Below are 22,866 nucleotides of genomic sequence, written 5' to 3'. Positions count from 1 at the left end.
TTAAAAGGCAAAATGATAGTTAGGAAATCCGAATAACGTAAGGCACACTTTTGCTCTTCTCTTTTCTATTTATAAGGGCAAATGACTTTTCGATATCATACGAACTAATCTTGACGTGCGAAACTTGGAACAAATTTTTCATAATTTTCTCCACCATTTTCGCATGATTTTTAAATGTGGTACCATTTTTAAACAAAAACAGAAGTGTTTGGTAATTTGCATTCCAGCCTTTAATTCGATTCAGGTAAAGTGCGAATACTTCCTTGTCTGTTTCACTGTAGAACAAATCGTAATACTGTGTTCTGATAATTTTGGTAGTCAATGCATTCCTGAAAAAGTCAGTCAGTATGACTTCCCTTGGAGACTCAAAACCACGCGGGACATAAAACTCCTTAGTTAAAAACCCGTAGGTTGAAGCCCTGACTTCTAATGATTTTTTTTCATTGTGTAATATAAGGGTATGCAAGTTTTCTTCCGGAATAGGAGCATCTCTCCCTATAGTGGGACTAAACGAAATTCCACTGGCAGGATCAATGATAAAGCTGTCTGGGTAACTAATGACAAAGCAGTTAGAAAAACGTTCCCGTTCTTCGCCTTCACCAAAGGTTGTCCACTTATCAGGTAGTGCGGTATCTTCGGCCACAATGAAACATCCCAGCCATAAAAACAAGGCCACGGGAATAAGGAGGAATTTGATTGGATTCATGGCAAGGGGGGCATGGGGTAATTATCACTGTCGATAATTTTAGGTTCCCAATGGTTTTTCTTAGCATCAAGTAGCTTAAGCTAGTTCCCTTAATAAATATGAAAATTCATTGTTTTAATTTAATTTAAGAAATCCCTCTCGGGACAATGTGTTTTCTATATATGAACTAATGTCCGTGGATGGATGACATTTTTTCTCTTCATATGCTGCATCAATATTTATTTGAAACCATTGGGGAATTTGGACAAACGCCCCCCATACCATATTTGGACCTTATCACCTTTTCTTTTGATGAGGATAATATCTTGCGGAATAAATGTTGGAATGAGGCTTTCCTTTTCATAAATATAAAAATTATCATCAATTCCATTGCTTGGTTTATATGAAATGATTTCCAGATTTTTAATATATGTTTCGCTTTCTAAATTATTCAATCCATGCTTTATATGAAAAAAAATATAGATAAAATTAATGATATATATTGTAAAAATAGATAAGATAATGAGGGATACGTATTTTATTATTTTTTTCATAAAAATTAAAATGGAAAAAATGCATTAACTTTTCCTGTGTAAAGAAGAACTTTACATTTTGTATTAGCTTCTAAACGTGCTTTTAGAATAGGAGATTCTCCCAGATGGCAACTTCTCAATTCGAGAGTACATTCTGAGCAAAATTTAATATTTTTAAACATATTAGATATTAAAGTTGATTTTTTACTTTCTTGGAGTCTTCTATCACCCCAATAAGCAAAAACTCTAGGATAAGAACCACTAGAACTCCCATGCATAATAACAGTCAATTTTTTAATACATTGACATGACAGACATTCAGAGTTAGGATTAAAATCAGATGGCGATTTTGTTGTTTTGTTTGCTAATAAATCGTTAATTCTTCTATCCCACCAAGTAGCATTTTGACATAAGGCATGGTAGGTTATACTAATCTCATATTCTACTGTTTCATAAGCACTTGGGTGTAATTGTAATCCATTTAATGCCCATCCTTGATAAGGGCTATTACCTAAAAGGTCTATGAAATATGAGGGCACGTTTTTTACAAACCCATACAAATTCCACTCACTCTGTTCCTGAATGGGATCTCTGTTAATCCACCTGCCGTCTGCTGGATTGAGGTGCCGATAATTATAGTAGACAAGTCCCAGTTCGTCATCCGAGAACTCGCAGGAAAACCTGAACTTGTTCTCCCGGGCCATATCCCCTTCTTCCGTGATAGGACTTCCGAAGGGAGCATACTCGTAGCGGGCTTGTTGTTTCTGCTGACCGTCGAAGATGGAAGTGACATTCTTCAAGGCATCGTACATGAAGTAGAGATGCTCTTTTACTTTCATTCCGTTCTCCTGCCAGCATGTCATCATCAGGATGCGCGTTGCCATGGGTTCCGTCGGGTCCCACAGGTAGCTCTTTACCAGCAAAGGTTCGGGATGCGTCAAATCCAGCTCGGCTACCTGCAAATAGTCCCGGTACAGGAACCAGCAATGGCTGGATACTGCCCCATTGACGGTGGCCTTCTTCTCGAAGCGCCTTCCTCGGTAGTCGTAGCCGCAGGTGATGGTTGTTCTGCCATCCTGGCTGGTGAAGACGATGGGGCGGTCGTTGGCGTCGTAACTGATTTCCCAGATACCTGTCGAGGTCCTGATGCGGGTCTGGTTGCCGTCGGCGTCGTAGACGGGGGTAAAATGTTCTTCTCTCCCGGCAATCTCCGCGTACTGGTTAAGACAGTTGGCATCGTAGGATACTTCCTCTTCCAGTTCCCGGACTGTTTTGCGGTTGCCGATGTTGTCGTAGGAATAGATAAAGCTTCTTCCCCGGCTGATCCGGTCTTCGACCAGCTCGCTGCGGCTGTTGTGGGTGAAGTTTCTGGTGGTTGCAGGTGTGGCGACATCCCAGGAGTCCCGGCGCTGGATGGGACGCCCCAGGGCGTCATAATCGTACTCATGGCGGCCCGCTGATTCACCATTTGCTCCCTTCCTGTAACCGATGGCGGTTACGAGGTTGAGCCTGGGATGGTAGGTATTGCAGCGGACCATGCCGTTGGGGTAGGTGAGATGGTTGAGGAAGCCGCTGGTTGGATTGTATTCCCAGGTAAAGGAAGATGCCAAACCTTCCAGATTCATCCCGATGATGTCACCTTTGGAGTCGTAGTCAAGATAGGAGTGCTGCACGGTACGGGTTCCAAGCATCAGGCGGCAGCCGGCCGAACGGCCAAAGGGATCGTATTCTTCCTGAAGAGAGCTTTCCACGGTTCCAAAGGAAGTGTCCTGAATCATGTTGCCGTAAACATCGTAGGAGCATTCCCTGATGCCGGAGGCGTCCCGGACGTAGGTCATTTGTCCGATGTGGTTGTAGGTGAACTTCCATCCTGGCGTATCGTCACTGTGGGAGACGGAGACAAGTTCTCCGGTGAGAGGAGCATAGGCGTAGGTAGTGACGATTCCTCTGGCTTTGGTCAGCGTCTCCAGACGGTTAAATTTATCGTAAGTCTTGATTGTGGAGGAGCCGTCGGCATAGGTCTTTTTCACTTTCAATCCCGTGGCTTCGTCATAGAGCCCCGTGGTGGTATCTCCGTCGGTTGGGTTGGAAGGATCAGAGGTAATGTCTCCCTCATCTGCCCTGAAGGTAGTCAAGGTAACCATATGGTCGGCTTCATCGTAGGCGAAGCATGCGGGCTGAATGGCGGTGCCGTACTCGGCTATCTTTCTGCCGCTCCCTGACGCGCTAGTGCCCGGAACTGGAGCAAATGTACCTGATCGACTACAAGGTGCGCGTGCTCTCTCCCACCCGGACGAACATTCCGGACGCGGCGGAAGAAAACGGCACCGGCTCCAATGTCCGCGTTCTCATTGAATCTTCGGACGGCGTCGCTTCTTGGACCACGGTGGGCGTTTCCTACAGCATCATTGAGGCCAGTCTAGAAGTTCTGGCGGACGCCGTCACGTGCAAGCTCTACAAGACGGAGCAGGCCAGATGGCGCGCGGAATGCTGATAAACGGCGCCCCTGAAGAACTGACCTCTTGACGATCGTTATATTCTCTCTGAAGCGCAAGGCGGCTTCCGCCAGGAAGAGAAGGCGTGCTCCAGGTAAAATTCATTTAAATTTTACTTCATCCGGTGTTGGCATGTTTTCCGGAAGATCAAAGGGAGGGATTGTGGGACAATGGTAATGAAGTATATGGGGAGCCTGTTTCGTGGTCAGGGGATGGCTTTTAGGTTTAAAGTGAAATACTTGAACGGTACCTGGAGATTCATTGGCATAACAATGGTTTTCAACGTCGTACATCAATGTCCAGTTGACGGTTGAAAAAATGCCGTACCGTTTGTCCCTTCCATGTTGGTCCCTTTTGGTGTATTCGCCCAACTGGGCGATTCCCTGGACAACCACGCATAAATAAGGGCGGCTTCCCAGGCTTACAGGCTGTTGCCGGCCATTGTGGAAAATGAGTTCCTGGTTGAATGGAATGATTAAAACCGGAAGCCATCCGCGGGAGCAGGGCCATTCCGGGAACATAGATAGGTATTTCCATTCCTTTTGTACGACCGGCAGTTGATTTCTCGTGACCATCCATAAATAATCACGGCAAAGAGGCTGTCTCAACATCATCCATAATAGAGGGGGAGGCATCGTATTGCGGTTGTAGGCCTGTATACATTCCTCCCCGCAGCCAAGTATAAAACTCAATCCCCAAAGCTGGGAGTCCAAGTCAAAGCTCCGTTCCTCTTCACACCATCCCACTAACTGCCGGTAGCTGCAGATGCAACTGACTGCCTCCGGATTGATTTTCACCAATACCGTCTTGTTATTCGGAGACGGCATATGGAATAAATCGACACTGGCATGGAGCGACTGAAGTGGTAGTAATCCCATAAGTATGCAATAAATGAAAATACGGAAACAGTTAGCAAATATCTTTTTCATTTTTTTCTTTCTTTTTCCACTCTTCGAGAATCTCTTCTCTTGATTTATTCATTTTGATCATATTCGGATTTAATGTTTTGAGTTCATGGTGTCCCGTTGATGTTCTAAGAATTGTAATATCAGAAGTAAAAAAATGAATAAAATTACATTCTTTATTCCCTGTCTTTACTCTGAATATTCTCCTAAGTGGAGACAAAATATAAACGGATTTTATATGTCCTGTTTCATGAAAACAAGCAATCGTTTTAATATTTTTATTCGCTAGAATTTTTTCCATTAAGGGATGTATTGTTACTCCATTTTGTCCCGCAAAAATTGGAGCTCTTGTTTCTCCCTTTCCGTGTGAAATCATTACGGCAAATTGTAATGCATCAGGTTTATTCTGTTGAGAAGCTTCTGTTGCTGCTTTAAAAGCCTCCTCCGGAGATATTTGATTATTCAAAGAAGTTTTTGAATCGTCATTAAAATAATTTATTAAAGCGTTAACATCTCCTTCATAAATATCCCCATTAAAATAAATTCTTTTCTTTTTTATTTGTGTGGTTAGATGAGTTTTATAGAATTGTAAATTTTTTTCTATTTTACTTGATTCTTTTACTATATTTTCTCTATCTTTAGTAAATGTTATTAATTGTGTTTCATCATTATGAAAAGATGTTACAATAAATAATTTTTTCCCAATATATCTATACAGTTTATTACTCTATTATCAAGGAATCCATACAAATTCCATCCACCCTGTTCGACGATAGGATCGCGATTGGTCCACCTGCCGTCTGCGGGATTGAGGTGGCGGTAGTTGTAGTAAACCAGCCCTAGTTCGTCGTCCGAGAACTCGCAGGAGAAGCGGAACTTGTTTTCCTGCGCCATGTCTCCTTCTGTGGTGAGAAGGCTACCAAAAGGCGCGTACTCGTAGCGAGCTCTTCTCGTGTGTTGTCCATCAAAGATGGAAGTAACATTCTTCATGACATCGTGCATGAAGTAGAGATGCCCTTTTACTTTCATTCCGTTCTCTTGCCAGCATGTCATCATCAGGATGCGTGTGGCCATGGATTCCGTCGGATCCCACAAATAACTCTTTACAAGCACAGGTTCAGGATGCCTCAAATCCAGTTGGGCTACCTGCAGATAGTCCCGGTACAGGAACCAGGAATGACTGGCGATTGCTCCATTGACAAAAACTTTCTTCTCAAAGCGCCGTCCCCGGTAGTCGTAGCCGCAGTTGATGGCAGTCCGGCCATCCTGGCTGGTGAAGACGATGGGGCGGTCATTGGCGTCGTAGGATACTTCCCAGATGCCCGTTGAGGTCCTGATCGTGGCCTGGTTGCCGTCGGCGTCGTAGACGGGTTTAAAATGTTCTTCTCCCCCGGCAATATCCACGTACTGGTTAAGGTCGTTGGCATCGTAGGAAACTTCCTCTTCCAGTTCACGAGCGGTCTTGCGGTTGCCGATGTTGTCGTATTGGTAGCTGAAGCTTCCTCCCTGGCTGATCCGGTCTTCGACCAGCTCGCTGCGGCTGTTGCAGGTGAAGTTTCTGGTGGTTGCAGGAGTGGTTCCATCCCAGGAGTCCCGGCGTTGAACGGGACGCATCAAAGCGTCGTAACCGTATTCATGGCTGGCCGCCGATTCTCCATCCGCTCCCTTCCTGTAACCGATGGCGGTTACGAGGTTGAGCCTGGGATGATAGATATTGCTATGGCCCAGCCCAAAGGAAGCGTCCTGGGTCATGTTGCCGCAAGCGTCATAGGAGAATTCCCTGATATCAAAGCGTCCCTGACGGAGGTCATCTGCCCCAGATGGTTGTAGGTAAACTCCCATCCGTCGTATCGTCATTGTGAGAGACAAAGACGAGTTCTCCGATAAGGGATGCATAGGCATATATTGTCGCAATGCCGCGTGCTCATTGAATCCTCGGGCCCTGTCACATACAAGCTTTACAAGAGGGAGCAGGTCAGATAGCACGCTAAATGCTGATAAATTATATCAGTTTCTGTTTTTATAAACTCAAAAGTAAAAATTTTATCAAATAATTTTAATGCCCGTATTCTTTAAATCCTGCCAGTTTAAGGCTGGAGGAGAATACTTCACCAACGGAAGAAACATTTTCTCCTTCTTTAAATCCGTCTTCCTGGTAGAGTTTTAATTTTTCCTTCATGGTGCCACGTGAAGTAGATTTAAGTCTAGAGCCGGTATATATTTTTATGCCGGAGATGCTGCTTTTCATGACAATTAGATCATGATAGAAAATATTGGGTAGTAATTGTTTTTGTTGGTAGATGAGCAACTGTTCTGCAGGTGGTCCTTCAACTTGGTAATAGTATTTTGCATATTCATTTTTTAATTGCTCAAAGCTTGATTGTTCTAGTACATTTTTCCAATGATGGATACTCCATGCTGTGTATCCATAATTAATACAAGTAAGGATAATTAACCCAGCGATGACAAAAATAAAAATTCTTATTAATTTTTTCATTTTTAAATTTAAATTAAAGAAATGGAAAAAATGCTTTAACTTGATCTTCGTATAAAGTAACTTCACATCCTGTATTTTGTTCAAGCCGTTTTTTTAAATACGGAGATGAGCCCAAATAACATGCTCGTATTTCAAGTTTGCAAGATGAACAAAAATTAATTTTTTTAAACATGTCGGATATTTCTGTCTTATTTGCATTTTCAGTTAAGAACCTTTCTCCCCAATGCGCCCTTACATTTGTATCATTTTTTCTAATCCAGGGTTCTTCCCCATGCATAATAATAATTAAACTACGGATGCATTGGCAGGATTCTTCACATTCTGAATTCGGTTTAAAATCTGAAGGAACATGTGTAACTTTTCCTGCTAAAAGTGCCTTAATAGCTTTATCTCCTAATTTATCTAACTTTCTTTTACAAGCAAAATACGAAAGTTTAATGCCTCTGCTCTGGCCAACTCTATCTGGTATGGGAGGAGGAGTAAAAGCTGGATTTAAAGGAGAGGAGCTCACCATTCCTAAAAAATCAACATTTTTCTGAATATGATTTTTTATAAACCCATACAAATTCCATCCACCCTGTTCGACGATAGGATCGCGATTGGTCCACCTGCCGTCTGCGGGATTGAGGTGGCGGTAGTTGTAGTAAACCAGCCCTAGTTCGTCGTCCGAGAACTCGCAGGAGAAGCGGAACTTGTTTTCCTGCGCCATGTCTCCTTCTGTGGTGAGCAGGCTACCAAAAGGCGCGTACTCGTAGCGAGCTCTTCTCGTGTGTTGTCCATCAAAGATGGAAGTAACATTCTTCATGACATCGTGCATGAAGTAGAGATGCCCTTTTACTTTCATTCCGTTCTCTTGCCAGCATGTCATCATCAGGATGCGCGTGGCCATGGATTCCGTCGGATCCCACAAATAACTCTTTACAAGCACAGGTTCAGGATGCCTCAAATCCAGTTGGGCTACCTGCAGATAGTCCCGGTACAGGAACCAGAAATGACTGGCGATTGCTCCATTGACAAAAACTTTCTTCTCAAAGCGCCGTCCCCGGTAGTCGTAGCCGCAGGTAATGGACGTTCTGCCATCCTGGCTGGTGAAGACGATGGGGCGGTCATTGGCATCGTAGGATACTTCCCAGATGCCCGTTGAGGTCCTGATCGTGGCCTGGTTGCCGTCGGCGTCGTAGACGGGGTTAAAATGTTCTTCTCCCCCGGCAATATCCACGTACTGGTTAAGGCCGTTGGCATCGTAGGAAACTTCCTCTTCCAGTTCACGAGCGGTCTTGCGGTTGCCGATGTTGTCGTATTGGTAGCTGAAGCTTCCTCCCTGGCTGATCCGGTCTTCGACCAGCTCGCTGCGGCTGTTGCAGGTGAAGTTTCTGGTGGTTGCAGGAGTGGTTCCATCCCAGGAGTCCCGGCGTTGGACAGGGCGTATCAGAGCGTCGTAGTCGTATTCATGGCGGCCCGCTGATTCACCATTTACTCCTTTCTTGTAACCGATGGCGGTTACAAGGTTCAGTGTGGGATGGTAGGTATTGCAGCGGACCATGCCGTTGGGGTAGTTGAGGTAATTGAGGAAGCCGCTGGTTGGATTGTACTCCCAGGTAAAGGGAGAAGCGATGCCTTCCAGATTTATCCCAATCATGCCGCCTTTGGAGTCATAGTCAAGATGGGAGTGCTGCACGGTACGGGTTCCAAGCATCAGGCGGTAACCTTCAGAACGTCCCAAGGCATCGTATTCTTCCTGAAGAGAGCTTTCCACGGTTCCAAAGGAAGTGTCCTGTTGCGTTCTTCCATAGGCATCATAAGAAAATTCCCTTAATCCAGAGGCGTCCCGGACGTAGGTCATTTGTCCGATGTGGTTGTAGGAGAACTCCCATCCCGGAGTATCGTCATTGTGGGAGACGGAGACAAGTTCTCCTGTCAATGGAGCATAGGCGTACGTCGTGACAATGCCTCTGGCCTTGGTGACGGTTTCCGGACGGTTGAACTGGTCGTAGGTTCTGAGAACGCAGGAGCCGTCGGCATAGGTTTTTTTCAGTTCCAGATCGGTGGCTGGATCGTAGAGCCAGGTGGTGGTGTCTCCGTCGGTTCGGCCGGAAGGATCGGTGGTGATGTCGCCTTCGTTTGCACGGAAGGTAGTCAGGGCCACCATGCGGTCGGCTTCGTCATAGGAAAAACAGGCCGGCTGGACGGCGGTGCCGTACTCGGTCGTCTTTCTGCCGCGGATATCATAGGAGTAGTAGGTCGTGCCTCCCAAAGCATCGGTGATGCAAGCCACGGCGTCACAGCAGGACAAGTAGCTGGTGGTGGTCACGTTGCCTGCAGGATCGGTGACTTTGACAGTACGTCCGGCAAGGTCAGTTTCTGTAGTAGCGACATTGCCGCGACCATCGGTTTTTTCCAGAATCATCCGTGTAGAGGTACAGCAGAACTGTTGTGAGGAACGGATTCCGGCGTGATCAGTCTGGTTTGTTGTAAATCCATCTACGATGACTGATTCAGCTGTGATCTCCGAAGTTGGAATCCGGCTGAACTGGGTGCGCTTGGTTGGAGCAGTATACTCCGTCCATTTTACGCTCTGCTGACTGTAGACGTCCGTCGAAATGGTCTTGCTTTCCAATACAGGACTGAGTTCGGAAACCATATTCTCCGTGGTTTGAATGAGGGGGAGGCCGTCGGCATTATAGGTCGTGGAAGTCTGCACCTGGTAGACGCCGTCTTCTCGAACCCGGAAGCAGGATGAGGTTTCCGATATCCTGTTTTTTGAAGTATCCTCCGGATGCAGAGTGTCCAATAGAACAATTCGTCTTACGGCTTGTCCCAGCTCATTGTAGACTGTGACCATGGGAGCAAGATCCTCTGTCTGGGAACGCACAAGCAGTCCTTTGTCATTGTAATTATTTCTAGTAACGATGATCCCTCCCTTGGTATTGGGCTGTTCCTGCCGGATGATTTGGCCAAAACCGTTTTCCAGCCTCCGCGACAGCACGACTCCCCTGGACAAGGTCGTGGTCAGGATGCCTTCTTCGGTCAGTTCCAGCCGGGTCTCCATCTCACGCTGCCCCGTGCCACCCTGAAACAGGACAACGCCATCATAGTACTTTTGGGTGACCAGCGTAGCGCCTGCTGGGTTGGTGACGGTTGTCGTAAGCTGATCGTGGCTGTACTCGGTTCGTGTGATGCGTCCCAGCAAGTCCGTGGAGGAAACGACCCGTCCCAGATCATCGTACTCTGTACTTTGCATCGTCGTCATGGCCCCTATGTCGCGGCGCGTGGCAATCGTCCTTCCCGCCGCATCATAGCTGTAGGAATTAATCGTTTCTGGCGTAGTCTCGGTAGCCGAGCGGATGGTTTCCACCAGCTGCTTGGCCGAGTTGTACCCATAGCTGGTGGTGATGCCGTCTTCATCGGTTTCCCTCAACGGCCCACAGCACATCCATTCCGTCGTACTGGTTCTGCCGTTGCCCCTCGTCGTCTTGACGAGCCTCTGCTCGTCATCATATTCATAGTCCTCCGAGGCAATCAGCGACCAGCCTTCTCCGGTGTGAACGTATTGTTCTTTCCTGGTGGTGGCGCCGTTTTCAGCAATGTATTCTATGTTCCGGGTACTTTGTCCGGGAACGATACTTCCATTAGCCTGCACAGTCTCCGTCACCTTGTGGAGAGCCCCGTATTCCGCGGCGGCTTCGTAAGTATAAACGGTTTGCACCCCGTCAATACTCTGGCTCATCTTTTGCCTGCCCCGGGCGTAGGGATATTCGGCTCCTTCCCCATAAGTCTCTTCTACACTCGTATGAACCTGGTCGGAACCCAGGGCGGTTTCCGTGACCGTGGTGCGGTTCACCTGCGGGCTGTCTTCATAGGTGTAAGTGCGTTTGAGAAGCGCCGTTTCCGTCCCATCCTCGGCAATGATTACTTCAGTTTCCGTAGCGGGTCTGAAGTCATTGAAGCGCAGGTCGGCGTAAGTGGTTCGGGTCCCTCTCTCCCCGCCTCCGGCCCGGGAGCAGCGGAGAGCACGGTTTTGCCCTGGTCATCGTACTCGTAGCGCGTATAGCCGCCATTGGGTTTGAGTTCCAGGGACACCCGGAACTGGTCGTTGTAGGTATAGAGGGTGGTCTGGGCCAGAGAGGTCTTGTATCCCTCCGTCCGGCTGATGGTCAGCCAGCCGCCGTCGGTATACTTCTTCACTGTCCGGGTACAGGAGGAGGGTGTTTCCTCGTTGATGCCCTGAATAGTTTCAAGGCGCTCCCACTTGGAATCGGGCAGGGCGTTGCGTTCAATGGTGCGAACGATGCGCTCCTCTCCCTCCCCCTTGACGATGGTCACCTTGTTGCCTTCTTCGCGGCGTTCGATGAAATGCGGCTCCTGACCGGCGCGCCGGTTGGTGATATGGGTGACCTTGACTCCGTTTTCAAGCGAGGTTTCATAGACGGCCGTTTTGTAGGGCTCTCCGGTAACGGTGAATCCGCCTTCCCCGTCTGGGATGGTCTTGCCGGGAGCATACCACTCCAGGGTGAGCCTGTCGCCTTCGGGAATGCTTCTCATCAACCCCTGGGCGCGGGAATAAACGCTGGCAAGGGAGCCGTTTTGATGGTAAGTGACCTGGACCTTGCTGAAGTACTCCTCGGCAGAGATCACATGGCCCGAAGAGCTGGTGACCGACACGACCTCTCCGGTGGCTGCCGAGAAGCGCAGGACCATGCCGCCGGGAAGAACCATGTCCATGAAGGCGGGAGTACCCTGGAGGTTGGGAGTAAGATCTTCGTTGAGAAGCCTCACACGGTAGTTGACCTTCCTGGAAGAGCCGATGGGAGAAGCATCGCTGCTTCCCTCGTTAGCTTTGAAATAGAGATGGCTTCCGGAGGGGCGCTTGACGGTGACGCGGCGCTCGTCAGCCGAGAAGGAAGCGCTCCAGGCCATGGGGTGGTTGTAGCGCATGGAAAAGCCGCTGGAAGCCGGGGCATTAGTGGTGGCAGAGCGTGCCGTCCTGATGAACTTGGCGGGAGCCGGAGGCGTGGGTCCTGCCGGGGAGGAAGGGTTGATGCAGGCGTTGCCCTGGCAATCCTGCTCTCCCTCGGGATCCCCCGGAGTGGGCTGTGTCTGGACACAGTGTTCGTCCCCTTCCTCATTGCACTCACATTCACAGGGGCAGGGTTCCTCTTCCTGGTCCGGCTCGCTGGAAGAAGAGGAAAGGGAACTTGAACTGCTGCTGGAAGATGAGCTTGAGCTCGAAGAACTTGATGACGAAGAGCTGCTGCTGGAAGACGAGCTGGAAGAAGACGATGAACTCGAACTGCTCGAGGAGGAGCTGGAAGACGGAGCGCTGCTGGAAGAATCCGGCTCCTGGGGCGGCAAGGAACTGCTGTGGAAACTGGAAGACGACCAGCTGCTGGAAGAAGATGACGAGGAAGAACTCGAACTGCTGGAAGACGACGAACTGGAAGAAGAAGGCGGCGCGCTGCTGGAGGAATCCGGAGGCTCGGGAGCCGAAGAACTCTGCAGGGAGCTGGAAGACGAACTGTTGGAGGAGGAAGAGCTCGAACTGCTGGAAGAAGAACTCGAGCTGCTGCTGGGCTTGGGATCAAACTCAAACGAATCTCCTCCCCCTGCCGAACTGCTCGACGAATCTCCTTCTTCCACCTCCTGGTACAGGTTGACCAGAGTCAGGACGGTTTCTCCTTCCTTGCCGGCAGGCGTGTTTTCCGCCAGCAGGTAATAGTCCAGGTCGGGCTCTCCTTCCTTGTCGCTTACCAGGGCAATGCAGAACTCCTGTTGGTCCTCCGCGGCAGGCTGGTGTTGGTGGACGATATGGCACCAGTAGTATCCCTGTTCAAACTGGATCTGGCGGCGGAGAGGCGTGGAAGAGCCCGGCTCCGTGGAGAGTTCCATATCCTTGGCGGGAATGGAAAGGGAGATGGAAGAGTGGGCGTGGAGGTGGAGAAAACAGGTGGCGGGAGCCATGACCTTGAGGTACCCGAACCATTCGTGACGGGTGGGGGAGGAAGCAGTTCGTTTGGGGATAAGGACAGGAGCGGAGAGGCCGTTGACCAGGAAGTCGCCCTGGGGCTGCCCGTTGGGGTACATGGGAATGAAGGGATAGACGGTGTCCATGGCGCCGATGTTGAAAGTGTTGTTCATGGTATTAAATTAAGAATTATGAAATAGTTGCGACTACCATGAATCAAAAACCAGCAAAGTAAACACGCCGGGAACGTTATGATATTTGGTGAGTTTTTGAGGCGGATGGCAACGTGGAAAAAGGGAGGGGATTCTTCTCCGGTGGCACGTATTTCTTTGCCATATTTCCAAAATTTACCCATTGCCAGGGTAAAAGACAGCGTGCAGGAAGAGAAATACTAGCAAAAGGTAAAGGAGATTTTTCTCTGATGAACCAAGTTTCCCGCGTTCCACTGGAGTTATTGCATTTAAAAATTACCGGTTGGATTCATGACCGCACTACCATCCTAGTGAGCATAAGAAAGGAGTTTTTATAGAACATTATTCAAGGTACAAAAAAAACTTCATCAAGTGGTAACGACTTTTATCTCTATTTTTTGCCGCTTGCGGATTTTCTGCTTGTGTTGAAGACTCAAAAAGAGGAGAAGATGGGTACATAGAATTACCCTCCTCCCATGAAAACCTGTTCTTTTGCTATTGGCTGCTTCTTAGGAATTTGCGGTATTTTTCCATCCATTGCCGACACTACGGTGCGCTATCCGTCTTCCTCTCCGTCCCATCTGGAAAAAGGGAAGCCGTTTCAACTGGTGTTTGACAAGGCCGTGGTGCCCGCTTCCGAGGTGGGAAAACCGGCGGACCCGGAACTGATGTCCTTTTCCCCGGAGAAGAAACCGGTGGAACTGGCGCTGGGCAACGGCGCCGGGACGGCCATGCCGGAAGGCGCGAAGCTGATGTTCGTTCCTCCTTCCTTGAAGTTTTCTTCCAAATGGATTACTCCCAACGTGCTGGAGTGCGTTCCGCTGGAGGAGGTTCCCTTCCGGTCCACCTATCTATGGAAACCGGCGGAGAATGTCCGTTTTCTGGACGGTTCCCTGGTGCCGTCCGTTCCGCTGCGTCTGACGGGGCGCACGACCTGGAATTTCTTCCTGTCTTCCATGGACAGGGGCTGGCAGGGCAGTGAAGTTTACCCGTGGGAGAGTTTTTTCCTGGTGATTCCCGACGCAGTTCTGGACAGGGGCAATCCTGCGAATGGCTTGTATCGCGACGGCAAGGGGTTCCTGATGCTTCCCGGTTATTGCTCATGGAAGGAGGCATTGGAAAAGAACCTCCGTTTTGCCGGCGTTTCAGATGAAGAGCAGTTGAGGTCCGCAGATTTTATGAAGCAGCTCAAGGCGGGAGCCGCGGGGTACGATGCGGGGTTCCGGCTAAGGCCTGCGACGTTGAAGGAGGTGAGAGACGCCAAATCCTACCGTGTGAGAAATATTGCAGGGGAGGGAAGGTTCAGAGGCCGTCCGGACGGCATGGTTGTTCCCGGCGTGTATGTCATTCAGCCGGAAGGAATGTTCCGGTATGGCAGGAATTATTGCCTGGTCAGTTTGGACGCTTCCTTCCTGTCCTCCCGGGGAGGAGGGCAGAAAACCGGATGGGAAGAAATCAAACTGGGGGCCGTGCCCCGTTTTTCCGCCTCCGGTTATTACCATGCGTTTTCCGGGAACGGAGGCCGGTTTACTCTGGAATGGACTCTCCCTGTCCTGATTGAGGATTTGGAACGGTTCTGCCGGGACCATGTGGAGTTTTTCGTGGAGGGCGGCGGGAAGCCGATGGCTTACGGTGATCAGGAGGGAGGCTTTACCACATCCCTTGACGGAGAGGATGCGGAGACGGCCGGGAAAATAGCAATCCGCCTGGACAGGGAACGGCTGGCGGAGATGAAGCATGCCCGGCCCCAGTGGTATACGTCCCTGCCTTTTCTGGTGAGCGCAGACGAGGCCGTTTTTAAACTGCAATGGAGGCTGAAGGGCGTCCGGTCCGTGGATGATCAGGAATTGGCGCGAAAGAATGCGGAAGGTTCCGTGGAAGTGGAGCCGGAGGATCCGTGCCTGTATCTGGATGCGGGCAACAACGGCGTCATGTACGCCGGATCCCGCAAGTTGAAAGCTTCCGTGAGCAATTTGAAGGATTTGACGGTGCGCGGCTACCGGATCAGGGACGGCCACCGGCACCAGACGCTGGCGGCCTACCGGAAGATTTATGAACGGGACCAGTCCGCGCCCCTTTCCCGTACCGTGACGGACCGCGACCAAAGGCATTTTCTGCCTGCGGAGCTTCTTGCGGCGGATAAGACGGGCGCGCTGATACTGGACGTGCGCGGCAAAACGGAAGCGGCCATCAGCCTGGACGGCCTGTTTGGCGGAGCCGTGGAGCCAGGCATGTATTTCATTGAGGTGGAAGGCCGTGTCAGTGATCCGGTGCTGGAGGCGTACAGGCTGTTTGGCGTGCCGTCGGAAAACGGAGGCAGAAGGAAGTTCGACGGAAAGGAGGCATCCTACGCCGCGCAGGCCGTCGTGCAGGTGACGGATTTGGGCGTTCTGCATAAAAAGACGGCGGATACCATGTTTGCTTACGTGTATTCCCTTTCCACCGGAAAAGCGGTGGAAAAAGCGCAGGTCCAATTGCTGGATGCGAACGGCTCCGTTCTGGCTTCCGTTCCCGTGGAGCACGGTTCCGTGATTTTGCCCATGGCCGGGATGAACGGAAAGGCCGCCTATGTTCGCGTCCTGTCCGGGGTGGACAGTTACCTGAGCCCCCTGGAGGATTGGCCGGGGCAGGTGAGGATGTGGTCCTTTGGCGTGAAGACGCTGCCCTACGAATGGGAAGCCCTGGGGCTGAATCCCGCCACTACCGCGGAAACGAGGGTGTTCATGTTTTCGGACAGGAACCTGTACCGCCCGGCGGAGACCATGCATTTGAAGGGAATCGTGCGCTCCCTGCTGGACAACAGGCTGGGCCTCGCTCCCGTGGAGGAGGTCAAGCTGACGGTCAGGGACGGACGGGACCGGGAAGTAGCCGTCAAGCAGGTGAAGTTGTCCGATGCGGGAACCTTTGACCTGGATTTCACGTTTCCCGGGGAAGAGACGGGAACTTACAGCGTCCTTGCCAGCCTGCGGCTGAAAGGGGATTCCGCGGAAGAGGAAAAAGAAGGGGCAGAGGATGATTCCTCCGACGAATACGATTACAAGAAGTATTACCGGAAGGAGTTTGACAAGAATAACCGGGAGTTCCGGTATGAGGTGGAAGTAGCCGAGTTCAAGCGGAACGAGTTTGAAGTGGAGGAGAAGATTCATGAATTGAAGCCCGGCGCTCATCTCCTGAAGGCGGATGTGAAGGCCACGAATTTTACCGGCACGCCTGTTTCAGGCGGCAAGGTGAACTGGTCCCTGCGCAGTACTTCCTCCAACTTTTATCCTGCCGGATACAAGGATTACCGTTTCGGGGATTACCGTGATGACGATGGAGGCTACTGGGAGGCCTATTACGGTTATTCCAGCAGCCGTTCCTCCTCCCACATGAAGCAGCAGTCCTCCGTGCTGGACGGGGAAGGCAGGAATACCGTGGAGTTCTCCCTGGACGGGCAGTCCTTCCCGCGGGTCAGGAGGCTGTCCCTCCAGGCTTCCGTGGTAAACGGGAATGAGCAGTTGGTCAAGGTTTCCCGAGGCGCCGTCTGGAATCCGGCTTCCGTGTTTGTGGGCGTGAAGAACAGTTCTTCCATCTGCCGCCAGGGAACGCCCCTGGATTTGCGCCTGATTGCCCTGGGGCTGGACGGCAAGCCCTATGCGGGCAGCGGCCTTGATCTCAACATGACCGTGACGCGCACCGCTTTCCGTCCCGCGCGCTACGAGAGCGGAGATGCCACCACCGTGCGCAATGACGAGGTAAGGAGCACGGTGCTGGAAAAGGCCCTGACGCTTGCCCCGGCGGATTCCGCGGATGTCCGTACGGGAGGAAAAGCCGTCTCCGTTCCCACCCCGCAGGACGGTATTTACGAGGTGGCTTTTTCCGGCAGGGACGCGGAAGGACGGGAATTCCGCACTGCCGTAAAGTACTGGGTTTACGGCAGCGACGTTTCCCCGTGGGAGTACCATGACGGCCTGAAGGTGAAGATCATCCCTGACAAGCAGTTGTACAAGCCGGGAGAGACGGCCCGTCTCTTGATCCAGACGCCCATTGAGGGGGAGGTGATGGTGACAGTGGAGCGGGAAAAGGTGCTTCGGAGTTTTGCCAGAAAGCTGACGCTGGACAATCCCGTGATTGAGGTGCCTCTGGAAGAGGCGGACGCGCCGAATGTCTATGTTTCCGTTTTCCTGGTGAAGGGGGCGGACCTGAGCAGCCGCAAGGTCCGCAATCCCCAGTTGAAGCTGGGATATGCCGCGCTGAAGGTTCAGCCTGTCCAGCATACCCTGAATGTAAAGGTGTTTCCCCCCGCCGGGATGTCCCGGCCCGGTTCCCCCGCCGTGGTCAGCGGCGTGGTGACGGATTATTCCGGCAGGCCGGTGCGGAATGCGGAGGTATGCCTGTTTGCGGAGGATGAAGGCACCTTACAGGTCATCGGGTACCAGACTCCCCGTCCCATCCGGTACTTCTATGCGGACCGCCCCCTGTCCGTGGGCACGTGGACGACGCTGGAACAAATTCTGGATGAAGACTGGGGTGGCCGCTCCACGGACAACAAAGGAGTTTTCATCGGCGGCGGAGATTCCTCGGACGGCTCCCGCAAAGCGCCGGAGAACCTGGATTTAAGGAAGAATTTCAACCCGTGCGCCGTGTGGCTGGCCTCCCTCCGTACGGACGGGGAGGGCCGTTTCAAGGCCGAGTACAGGAATCCGGATACGCTGACCCGCTACCGGGTGATGGCGGTCGCCCTGGCGGGAGCTGCCGATTTCGGAACCGGGGAAAGCGCCTATGTGGTAAACAAGCCCGTGATGCTGGAACCCGCTCCCCCTTTACCGCAACGGAGGGTGATTCCCTGGACATTCCGGTGACGGTCAGCCAGACGGGTGACAGGAAGGGCCCGTGGGTGGTCACGCTGAAATCCGGGACCGCTGCGGCTTCCGTGCCCCAGCCCGTCCAGACGCTGACTTTGAACGGGAACCAGCCGAAAACGCTGGTGTTCAACGTAAAATTCACGCAGCCGGGGGAAGCCCGGCTGACCTGGGAAATCCGCGCCGCAGACGGCAGCGGCACGCCTTATTCCTCCGGCGTTTATTCCTTGCTGAAGGATTCCGTGGAGCACACGTTTGAGGTGGTGCCTCCCTTCCCGGAGCTGAGGGAGCTGCGCTGCTTCTCGCTTTCCTCCGGCCGGACGCTGGATCTGCCGGGGTTGCTGGCGACTCCCTTCCTGAAAGGCACCCCCATCCGGGTGACGCTGGGCACGTCCCCCCTGCTGTATGCGGACGGCAGCGTGAATTACCTGCTGCGTTATCCGTACGGATGCCTGGAACAGCTTTCCTCCTCCACGCTGCCCTGGATTTATGAACCGCTCCTGGCCAAATATCTCCCCGGTTTCAAGGGAAAATCGCCGGAGGACCGTTCCAGGGCCCTCCGGAGCGGCGTTTACAAAATCATGAAAAACCAGCTTTCTTCCGGCGGCCTGTCCTACTGGCAGGGTGGCACGGAGGTGAGCGAGTACTGCGCGTATGCCGCTCTGGTGCTGACCCTGGCGCGGGAGCAGGGGGTTTACATTCCGGAACAGGGCCTCAACAAGCTGTACACCTATCTGGGGCGTTCCCTGTCCGCCCGCCCGCGGGAGGGGCTCCTGGGGGCATGGGTGCTGGCCAGAGCGGGGCTCATGCCCGCGTCCCTGCTCAACCGCCTGCTGGACCATGCCGCTGAATTGAGGGCGGAAGACCGCCTGTACCTGGCCCTGGCGGCGGCCCTCTCTTCCCGTGCGGAGGCAAAGGAGCAGGCCCGGAGCCTGATGAATGTTTCCGGGGAGGAAATGAAACAGCCCCGCTGCCGTCTTCTGCTGGCGCTGGCGGAGATGGCGCAGGCCCCCGGTGACCGGGCTGTCCGGGAAAGGCTGGAACGCCTGATCGTGGACAGGATGTCCGGCTCTTTCGGAGGAAGGGCCCCCTATTCCACCTGGACTTCCGGCTGGGATGTGATTCTGCTGGGGGAATACCTGGAAGGATTGCAGGAGGCGCCCCTTTCCGCCGCCTTCCGCGTGGACCGCGGCGGCCGGACGTTTGACGGGATATGCTCCGTGTCTTCCCCGTCCCGGTTCCTGACCGCGGTTGGGGAGAAGGCCGTGCTCAGCCTTCCGGAAGCGGGAACCCGGGTATACGGCATGGCGGAGGCCCGCGGACGCAGCAAAACGCAGCAGGACGGAGCCGCCGTCAACAGGGGCTTTGCCGTTTCCCGCGTTTATGAAAGGCTTTCTCCGGAAGGAACCTGGACGCCTGCGGCGGAGTTTGCCGTGGGGGACCTGGTGAGGATTACGCTGCACGTGGACAAGTCCGCTGACCCGCTGACGTATGTGGTGATGGAGGATTACCTGCCCTCCGCTTTTGAGGCCGTCAATCCGGCGCTGCTTTCCCAGATACCGGGAGGCCGGGAGAGCGAGACGGCGGACGCAGGAAACCGCTGGTTCTACTGGAGCGGGTGGGTCTCCCACCGTGAATTCCTGAAGGACCGGGTGCGCTTTTTCGCCGATTCCTGGTCGGGAGGCCGCTTTACGGCGCGCTACCTGGCGCGGGTGACCAAGTCCGGCTCCGTTATCGCCCCGTCCGCCAAGGCGGAGCTGATGTACAAGCCGGAAACCTACGGATTGAGCATTCCCCAGAAACTGACCGTCTCCGCGGGGAAGTAAGTGCAGTGTTTTCATGATGCGGCGCAGATCTATGAACAGGGCGGTTTTCAAAAAGCTCCTTCAACGGAAAACCCTTCTTTGGATTGCCGGAGGGCTGGCCGCCGCGTGGCTGCTTGCATGGTATGCCGTGCCCTGGCTGGTTCCCCTGCCGGAAGGGCTGCTCCATCCGGAAGAGCGGGGCGCCATGGTCCTGGACAGGGACGGCGGCAGAATCGCCACATTGCCGGGACCGGATTATTACCACACGGAGCCTGTCCGGCTCCGGGAGGTTCCGGACATGCTTCTTAAGGCTACGCTGGCGGCGGAAGACAAACGCTTTTTCAGCCACGGAGGGGCGGATTTCCTGGCTCTGGCCCGCGCCGCGGCGGCGAATGCCGCAGGCGGGGAGGTTGTGTCCGGAGCGTCCACCATCACCCAGCAGCTCGCCAAGAATGCCAATCCTCCCGCACGCAGGAACCTGTGGACCAAGGCCCGGGAGTTTTTCCAGGCCCGGCGCATGGAGATGAGCATGAGCAAGGAGGAAATTCTGGAGTCCTATTTCAACCGCCTGGATTACGGCAATCTGCGCCGGGGGCCCGCCGCGGCGGCGCGTTTCTACTTTGGCCGGGAGATGGCCCGCCTGTCCCTGGCGGAATGCGCCCTGCTGGCGGGGTTGCCGCAGGGGCCGTCCTTCTTGAACCCCCTCCGGCATCCGGAACGTGCGCTGGAACGGCGGAACCGCGTTCTGCGGCGTCTGGAGGAGGAAGGCATGTTCCCGGCGGACATGGTGAACAGGGCCTTGCAGGAACCCCTGTTCAGCGCCGGAATGGAAGAAGGGCGGCAGCCGGCGGCTCCCCATGTAACAGCCGCCCTGATGCACGCAGGACGGACGGGGGAGGTGCGCACGACGCTGGACGCCTCCCTGCAGCGCGGCGCGCTGGAAATCGTGAGGAGGGAGCTGGAACGCTTGAAAGGCCATCATGTGACACAGGCCGCCGTAGTTGTGGCGGAAAACGCCACGGGGAATATTCTTTGCCTGGTCGGTTCCGCGAACCGGAAGCATCCGGCGGGGGGGCTGATGGACGGGACTTCCCTGCCGCGCTCCCCGGTTCCGCCCTGAAGCCTTTCGTGTACGCCCAGGCATTTGTCCTGGGGGCCTATCCGGGAACCGTTCTTCCGGACGTTCCCACCACGTACCGGAGCGCGCACGGGCTGGAAGCGCCGCAGAATTACAACAGGGCCTACATGGGTCCCGTTTCCGTCAGGCAGGCCCTGGCCTGTTCCCAGAATATCCCGGCCATGAGGGCTCTGGATACCTTCGGCGGCCCGTCACGGCTACTGAAACTGCTGGAAAACCTGGGTATCCGGGGCATCCAGGGAGACGCCGCGCATTACGGCCTGGGCCTCGCCATCGGCAATGCGGAGGTGACCTTGCGGGATTTGACCGGGGCTTATGCGTGCCTGGCGCGCGGAGGCTCCTTCCTCCCCCTGAAGCTGGAGCAGGGCGCTTCCGTTCCGGAACGGCCCGTACTGCCTGCGGAAGCCTGCTTCATGGCGGCGGACATTCTGGCGGACCGGGAAGCCCGGATGGCGGCGTTCCATGACCGGGAGCTGATGAACCTTCCCTTCCGGTATGCGTGCAAGACGGGCACTTCCTCCGATTTCCGCGACAACTGGTGCGTGGGCTTCACCCGTGAAATCACGGTTGGCGTCTGGGTGGGCAATTTTGACGCCTCCCCCATGAAGCAGGTGGGGGGCATGGATGGAGCGGCCCCCATTTTTGCCGGGGTCATGAGGCTGGCTCACCGCAATCTTGCCCCTTCCTTCCCCGGTCCCCCTCCCGGCATGGTGCGCATCCGCATTGATTCCCGCACCGGAAAGAGGGCGGAGGGGCTGGATCTGCCGCAAGCCCATGTCCGGGAGGAATGGGCTTCCCCGGAAACGATGCCGCAGCCGGCCTCCCCGGCGGATTACGATGCCGTGGGACGGGCATATCTGGACAGCCGTTATACGGAGTGGTTTACCAGTCCTTCCTGCACGGTGGGGAATACCTTCTGCCTGCTTCCGCGGGCGTGGTCCGGGGAGGCTCCCGCATCCTGGTTCCGGCAGACGGCTCGCGCCTGGCGCTGGATCCGGAACTGCCCGGCGGGGGACGCAGGCTCAAACTGCGCTCCAACCTGCCGGCGGGGGCGGTGTGGTCATCCCCCACCCTGACCGTCGTGCAGTATGGAGAAGAGGCTTCCGTGCTGCTGGAACCGGGAGCGCACGTCATTACCGTGCGCCATCCGGAGCTGAACCTGGAGCAGCGTTCGTCAATTACCGTCAGGGAACTGTAACAAGAAGCCGGGAGTTTTCCTCCCGTGCGCACGTGGAAAAAGCGTTCCGCTCAGTCCAGCGGCAGGATGGAGGTGACCAGCATCTTGAACCGTTCCTGCGCAATGACGGAATGAGGCACTCCGGCGGGAATCAGGAGAGTCTTGCCCTGCGGAAGGTTGACCTCTTCATTGCCCACGGTAAAATACGCCGTCCCGTCCAGAATCTGCACCAGGGCGGGGCCGGGCGTCTGGTGGGTGGGGAGGAGCTGCTCGTCGTCAAAAGCCAGGATGGTCATGTTGACGCCTTTGGAACGCACAAGGGCCAGGCTGGTGATTTGCCCTTCGCGGTATTCAATCAGGTCAGCGTAATTGAAAGGCGCCCGTTCGGGGATATGCTGAATTGCTGTCATGCAGGTTGGACACACTCATTTCCCCTTCCCGTTTCCGCCATGACAGGCTTCCGGGAAAAAGGTCCGCTCCAGACCCGGGAGCGGACCTTGGCATTCAGCATTCATATGGTGCTTACTTACGGGTTCAACGTCCTGAGTTCATAGGCGTGGGGTCGGGTTCACAAGTAAACAGCAACCATTTTATACATGAAAAGTACAATTTGCTTCAAGAAAATTTTGGTGAAAAA

Annotated in this window: 18 protein-coding genes; 8 read left to right on the top strand and 10 right to left on the bottom strand. The window is 53.5% G+C overall.

Features of this window, described 5'->3' with window-relative positions:
* Positions 1–19: 19 nt before the first annotated feature.
* The 3 genes from PVA48_RS05030 to PVA48_RS05020 form a co-directional block, all read right to left on the bottom strand.
* Positions 20–706 carry a hypothetical protein gene (locus tag PVA48_RS05030; protein WP_423232340.1) on the bottom strand — a complete coding sequence of 229 codons (687 nt, stop codon included), beginning with the start codon at positions 704–706 and terminating at the stop codon, positions 20–22.
* 218 nt (positions 707–924) lie between these two features.
* Positions 925–1,140, bottom strand: a complete 216-nt coding sequence (locus tag PVA48_RS05025; protein ID WP_423232339.1) for a hypothetical protein — start codon at positions 1,138–1,140, stop codon at positions 925–927.
* A gap of 104 nt (positions 1,141–1,244) precedes the next feature.
* Entirely contained in the window at positions 1,245–3,362 is a 2,118-nt protein-coding gene (locus PVA48_RS05020; RefSeq protein WP_423232338.1) for an RHS repeat domain-containing protein, read from the bottom strand.
* A gap of 104 nt (positions 3,363–3,466) precedes the next feature.
* On the opposite strand from PVA48_RS05020, the gene PVA48_RS05015 reads away from it, so the two are divergent.
* On the top strand, positions 3,467–3,712 hold the full coding sequence (locus PVA48_RS05015; RefSeq protein ID WP_102722262.1) for an alpha-isopropylmalate synthase regulatory domain-containing protein: 246 nt from the start codon (positions 3,467–3,469) through the stop codon (positions 3,710–3,712).
* A 102-nt stretch (positions 3,713–3,814) separates the two neighbouring features.
* Here PVA48_RS05015 and PVA48_RS05010 read toward each other — a convergent pair whose 3' ends face one another.
* The 6 genes from PVA48_RS05010 to PVA48_RS04985 form a co-directional block, all read right to left on the bottom strand.
* Positions 3,815–4,642 (bottom strand): hypothetical protein, encoded by an 828-nt coding sequence (locus PVA48_RS05010; protein WP_102722263.1) that lies wholly within the window; start codon positions 4,640–4,642, stop codon positions 3,815–3,817.
* Positions 4,623–5,084 carry a hypothetical protein gene (locus PVA48_RS05005; protein WP_146021141.1) on the bottom strand — a complete coding sequence of 154 codons (462 nt, stop codon included), beginning with the start codon at positions 5,082–5,084 and terminating at the stop codon, positions 4,623–4,625. Before PVA48_RS05005 ends, PVA48_RS05010 begins: the two co-directional genes overlap by 20 nt.
* 215 nt (positions 5,085–5,299) lie before the next feature.
* On the bottom strand, positions 5,300–6,370 hold the full coding sequence (locus PVA48_RS05000; protein ID WP_205575925.1) for an RHS repeat domain-containing protein: 1,071 nt from the start codon (positions 6,368–6,370) through the stop codon (positions 5,300–5,302).
* A 304-nt stretch (positions 6,371–6,674) separates the two neighbouring features.
* Entirely contained in the window at positions 6,675–7,115 is a 441-nt protein-coding gene (locus PVA48_RS04995) for a hypothetical protein (protein WP_146019163.1), read from the bottom strand.
* A 13-nt stretch (positions 7,116–7,128) separates the two neighbouring features.
* Positions 7,129–10,956: an RHS repeat domain-containing protein gene (locus tag PVA48_RS04990; RefSeq protein ID WP_423232337.1), complete on the bottom strand. Its 3,828-nt coding sequence runs from the start codon at positions 10,954–10,956 to the stop codon at positions 7,129–7,131.
* Between the two features lie 68 nt (positions 10,957–11,024).
* Positions 11,025–12,050 (bottom strand): hypothetical protein, encoded by a 1,026-nt coding sequence (locus PVA48_RS04985; RefSeq protein ID WP_423232336.1) that lies wholly within the window; start codon positions 12,048–12,050, stop codon positions 11,025–11,027.
* Between PVA48_RS04985 and PVA48_RS04980 the strand changes: the two genes are divergently transcribed.
* From PVA48_RS04980 to PVA48_RS04950, 7 genes are all read left to right on the top strand, one after another.
* Positions 12,049–12,828: a hypothetical protein gene (locus PVA48_RS04980; RefSeq protein WP_418338193.1), complete on the top strand. Its 780-nt coding sequence runs from the start codon at positions 12,049–12,051 to the stop codon at positions 12,826–12,828. The genes PVA48_RS04985 and PVA48_RS04980 overlap by 2 nt on opposite strands.
* A gap of 92 nt (positions 12,829–12,920) precedes the next feature.
* Positions 12,921–13,277 (top strand): hypothetical protein, encoded by a 357-nt coding sequence (locus PVA48_RS04975; RefSeq protein ID WP_418173270.1) that lies wholly within the window; start codon positions 12,921–12,923, stop codon positions 13,275–13,277.
* A gap of 542 nt (positions 13,278–13,819) precedes the next feature.
* A complete protein-coding gene (locus PVA48_RS04970) occupies positions 13,820–18,109 on the top strand; it encodes an MG2 domain-containing protein (RefSeq protein ID WP_423232335.1) in 4,290 nt (1,429 codons plus the stop codon).
* Positions 18,106–19,935, top strand: coding sequence for a hypothetical protein (locus PVA48_RS04965; RefSeq protein WP_423232334.1), 1,830 nt, complete (start codon positions 18,106–18,108; stop codon positions 19,933–19,935). The genes PVA48_RS04970 and PVA48_RS04965 overlap by 4 nt, the downstream gene beginning before the upstream one ends.
* A gap of 31 nt (positions 19,936–19,966) precedes the next feature.
* Complete coding sequence (locus PVA48_RS04960) at positions 19,967–21,034, top strand: transglycosylase domain-containing protein (protein ID WP_423232333.1); 1,068 nt, start codon at positions 19,967–19,969, stop codon at positions 21,032–21,034.
* 8 nt (positions 21,035–21,042) lie between these two features.
* The gene (locus PVA48_RS04955) at positions 21,043–22,128 is read left to right on the top strand and encodes a hypothetical protein (RefSeq protein ID WP_423232332.1); all 1,086 of its coding nucleotides are present in this window, start codon (positions 21,043–21,045) and stop codon (positions 22,126–22,128) included.
* Complete coding sequence (locus PVA48_RS04950) at positions 22,107–22,250, top strand: hypothetical protein (RefSeq protein ID WP_423232331.1); 144 nt, start codon at positions 22,107–22,109, stop codon at positions 22,248–22,250. The genes PVA48_RS04955 and PVA48_RS04950 overlap by 22 nt, the downstream gene beginning before the upstream one ends.
* Before the next feature lie 50 nt (positions 22,251–22,300).
* Here PVA48_RS04950 and PVA48_RS04945 read toward each other — a convergent pair whose 3' ends face one another.
* Positions 22,301–22,639, bottom strand: a complete 339-nt coding sequence (locus tag PVA48_RS04945) for a cupin domain-containing protein (protein ID WP_022396859.1) — start codon at positions 22,637–22,639, stop codon at positions 22,301–22,303.
* Positions 22,640–22,866 lie beyond the last annotated feature (227 nt).

Origin of the sequence: Akkermansia sp. JRP_AM1, assembly GCF_049262625.1 — a bacterium.
GTDB classification, from domain to species: Bacteria; Verrucomicrobiota; Verrucomicrobiia; order Verrucomicrobiales; family Akkermansiaceae; genus Akkermansia; species Akkermansia massiliensis.
This window is presented reverse-complemented; position numbering and strand designations above follow the sequence as displayed.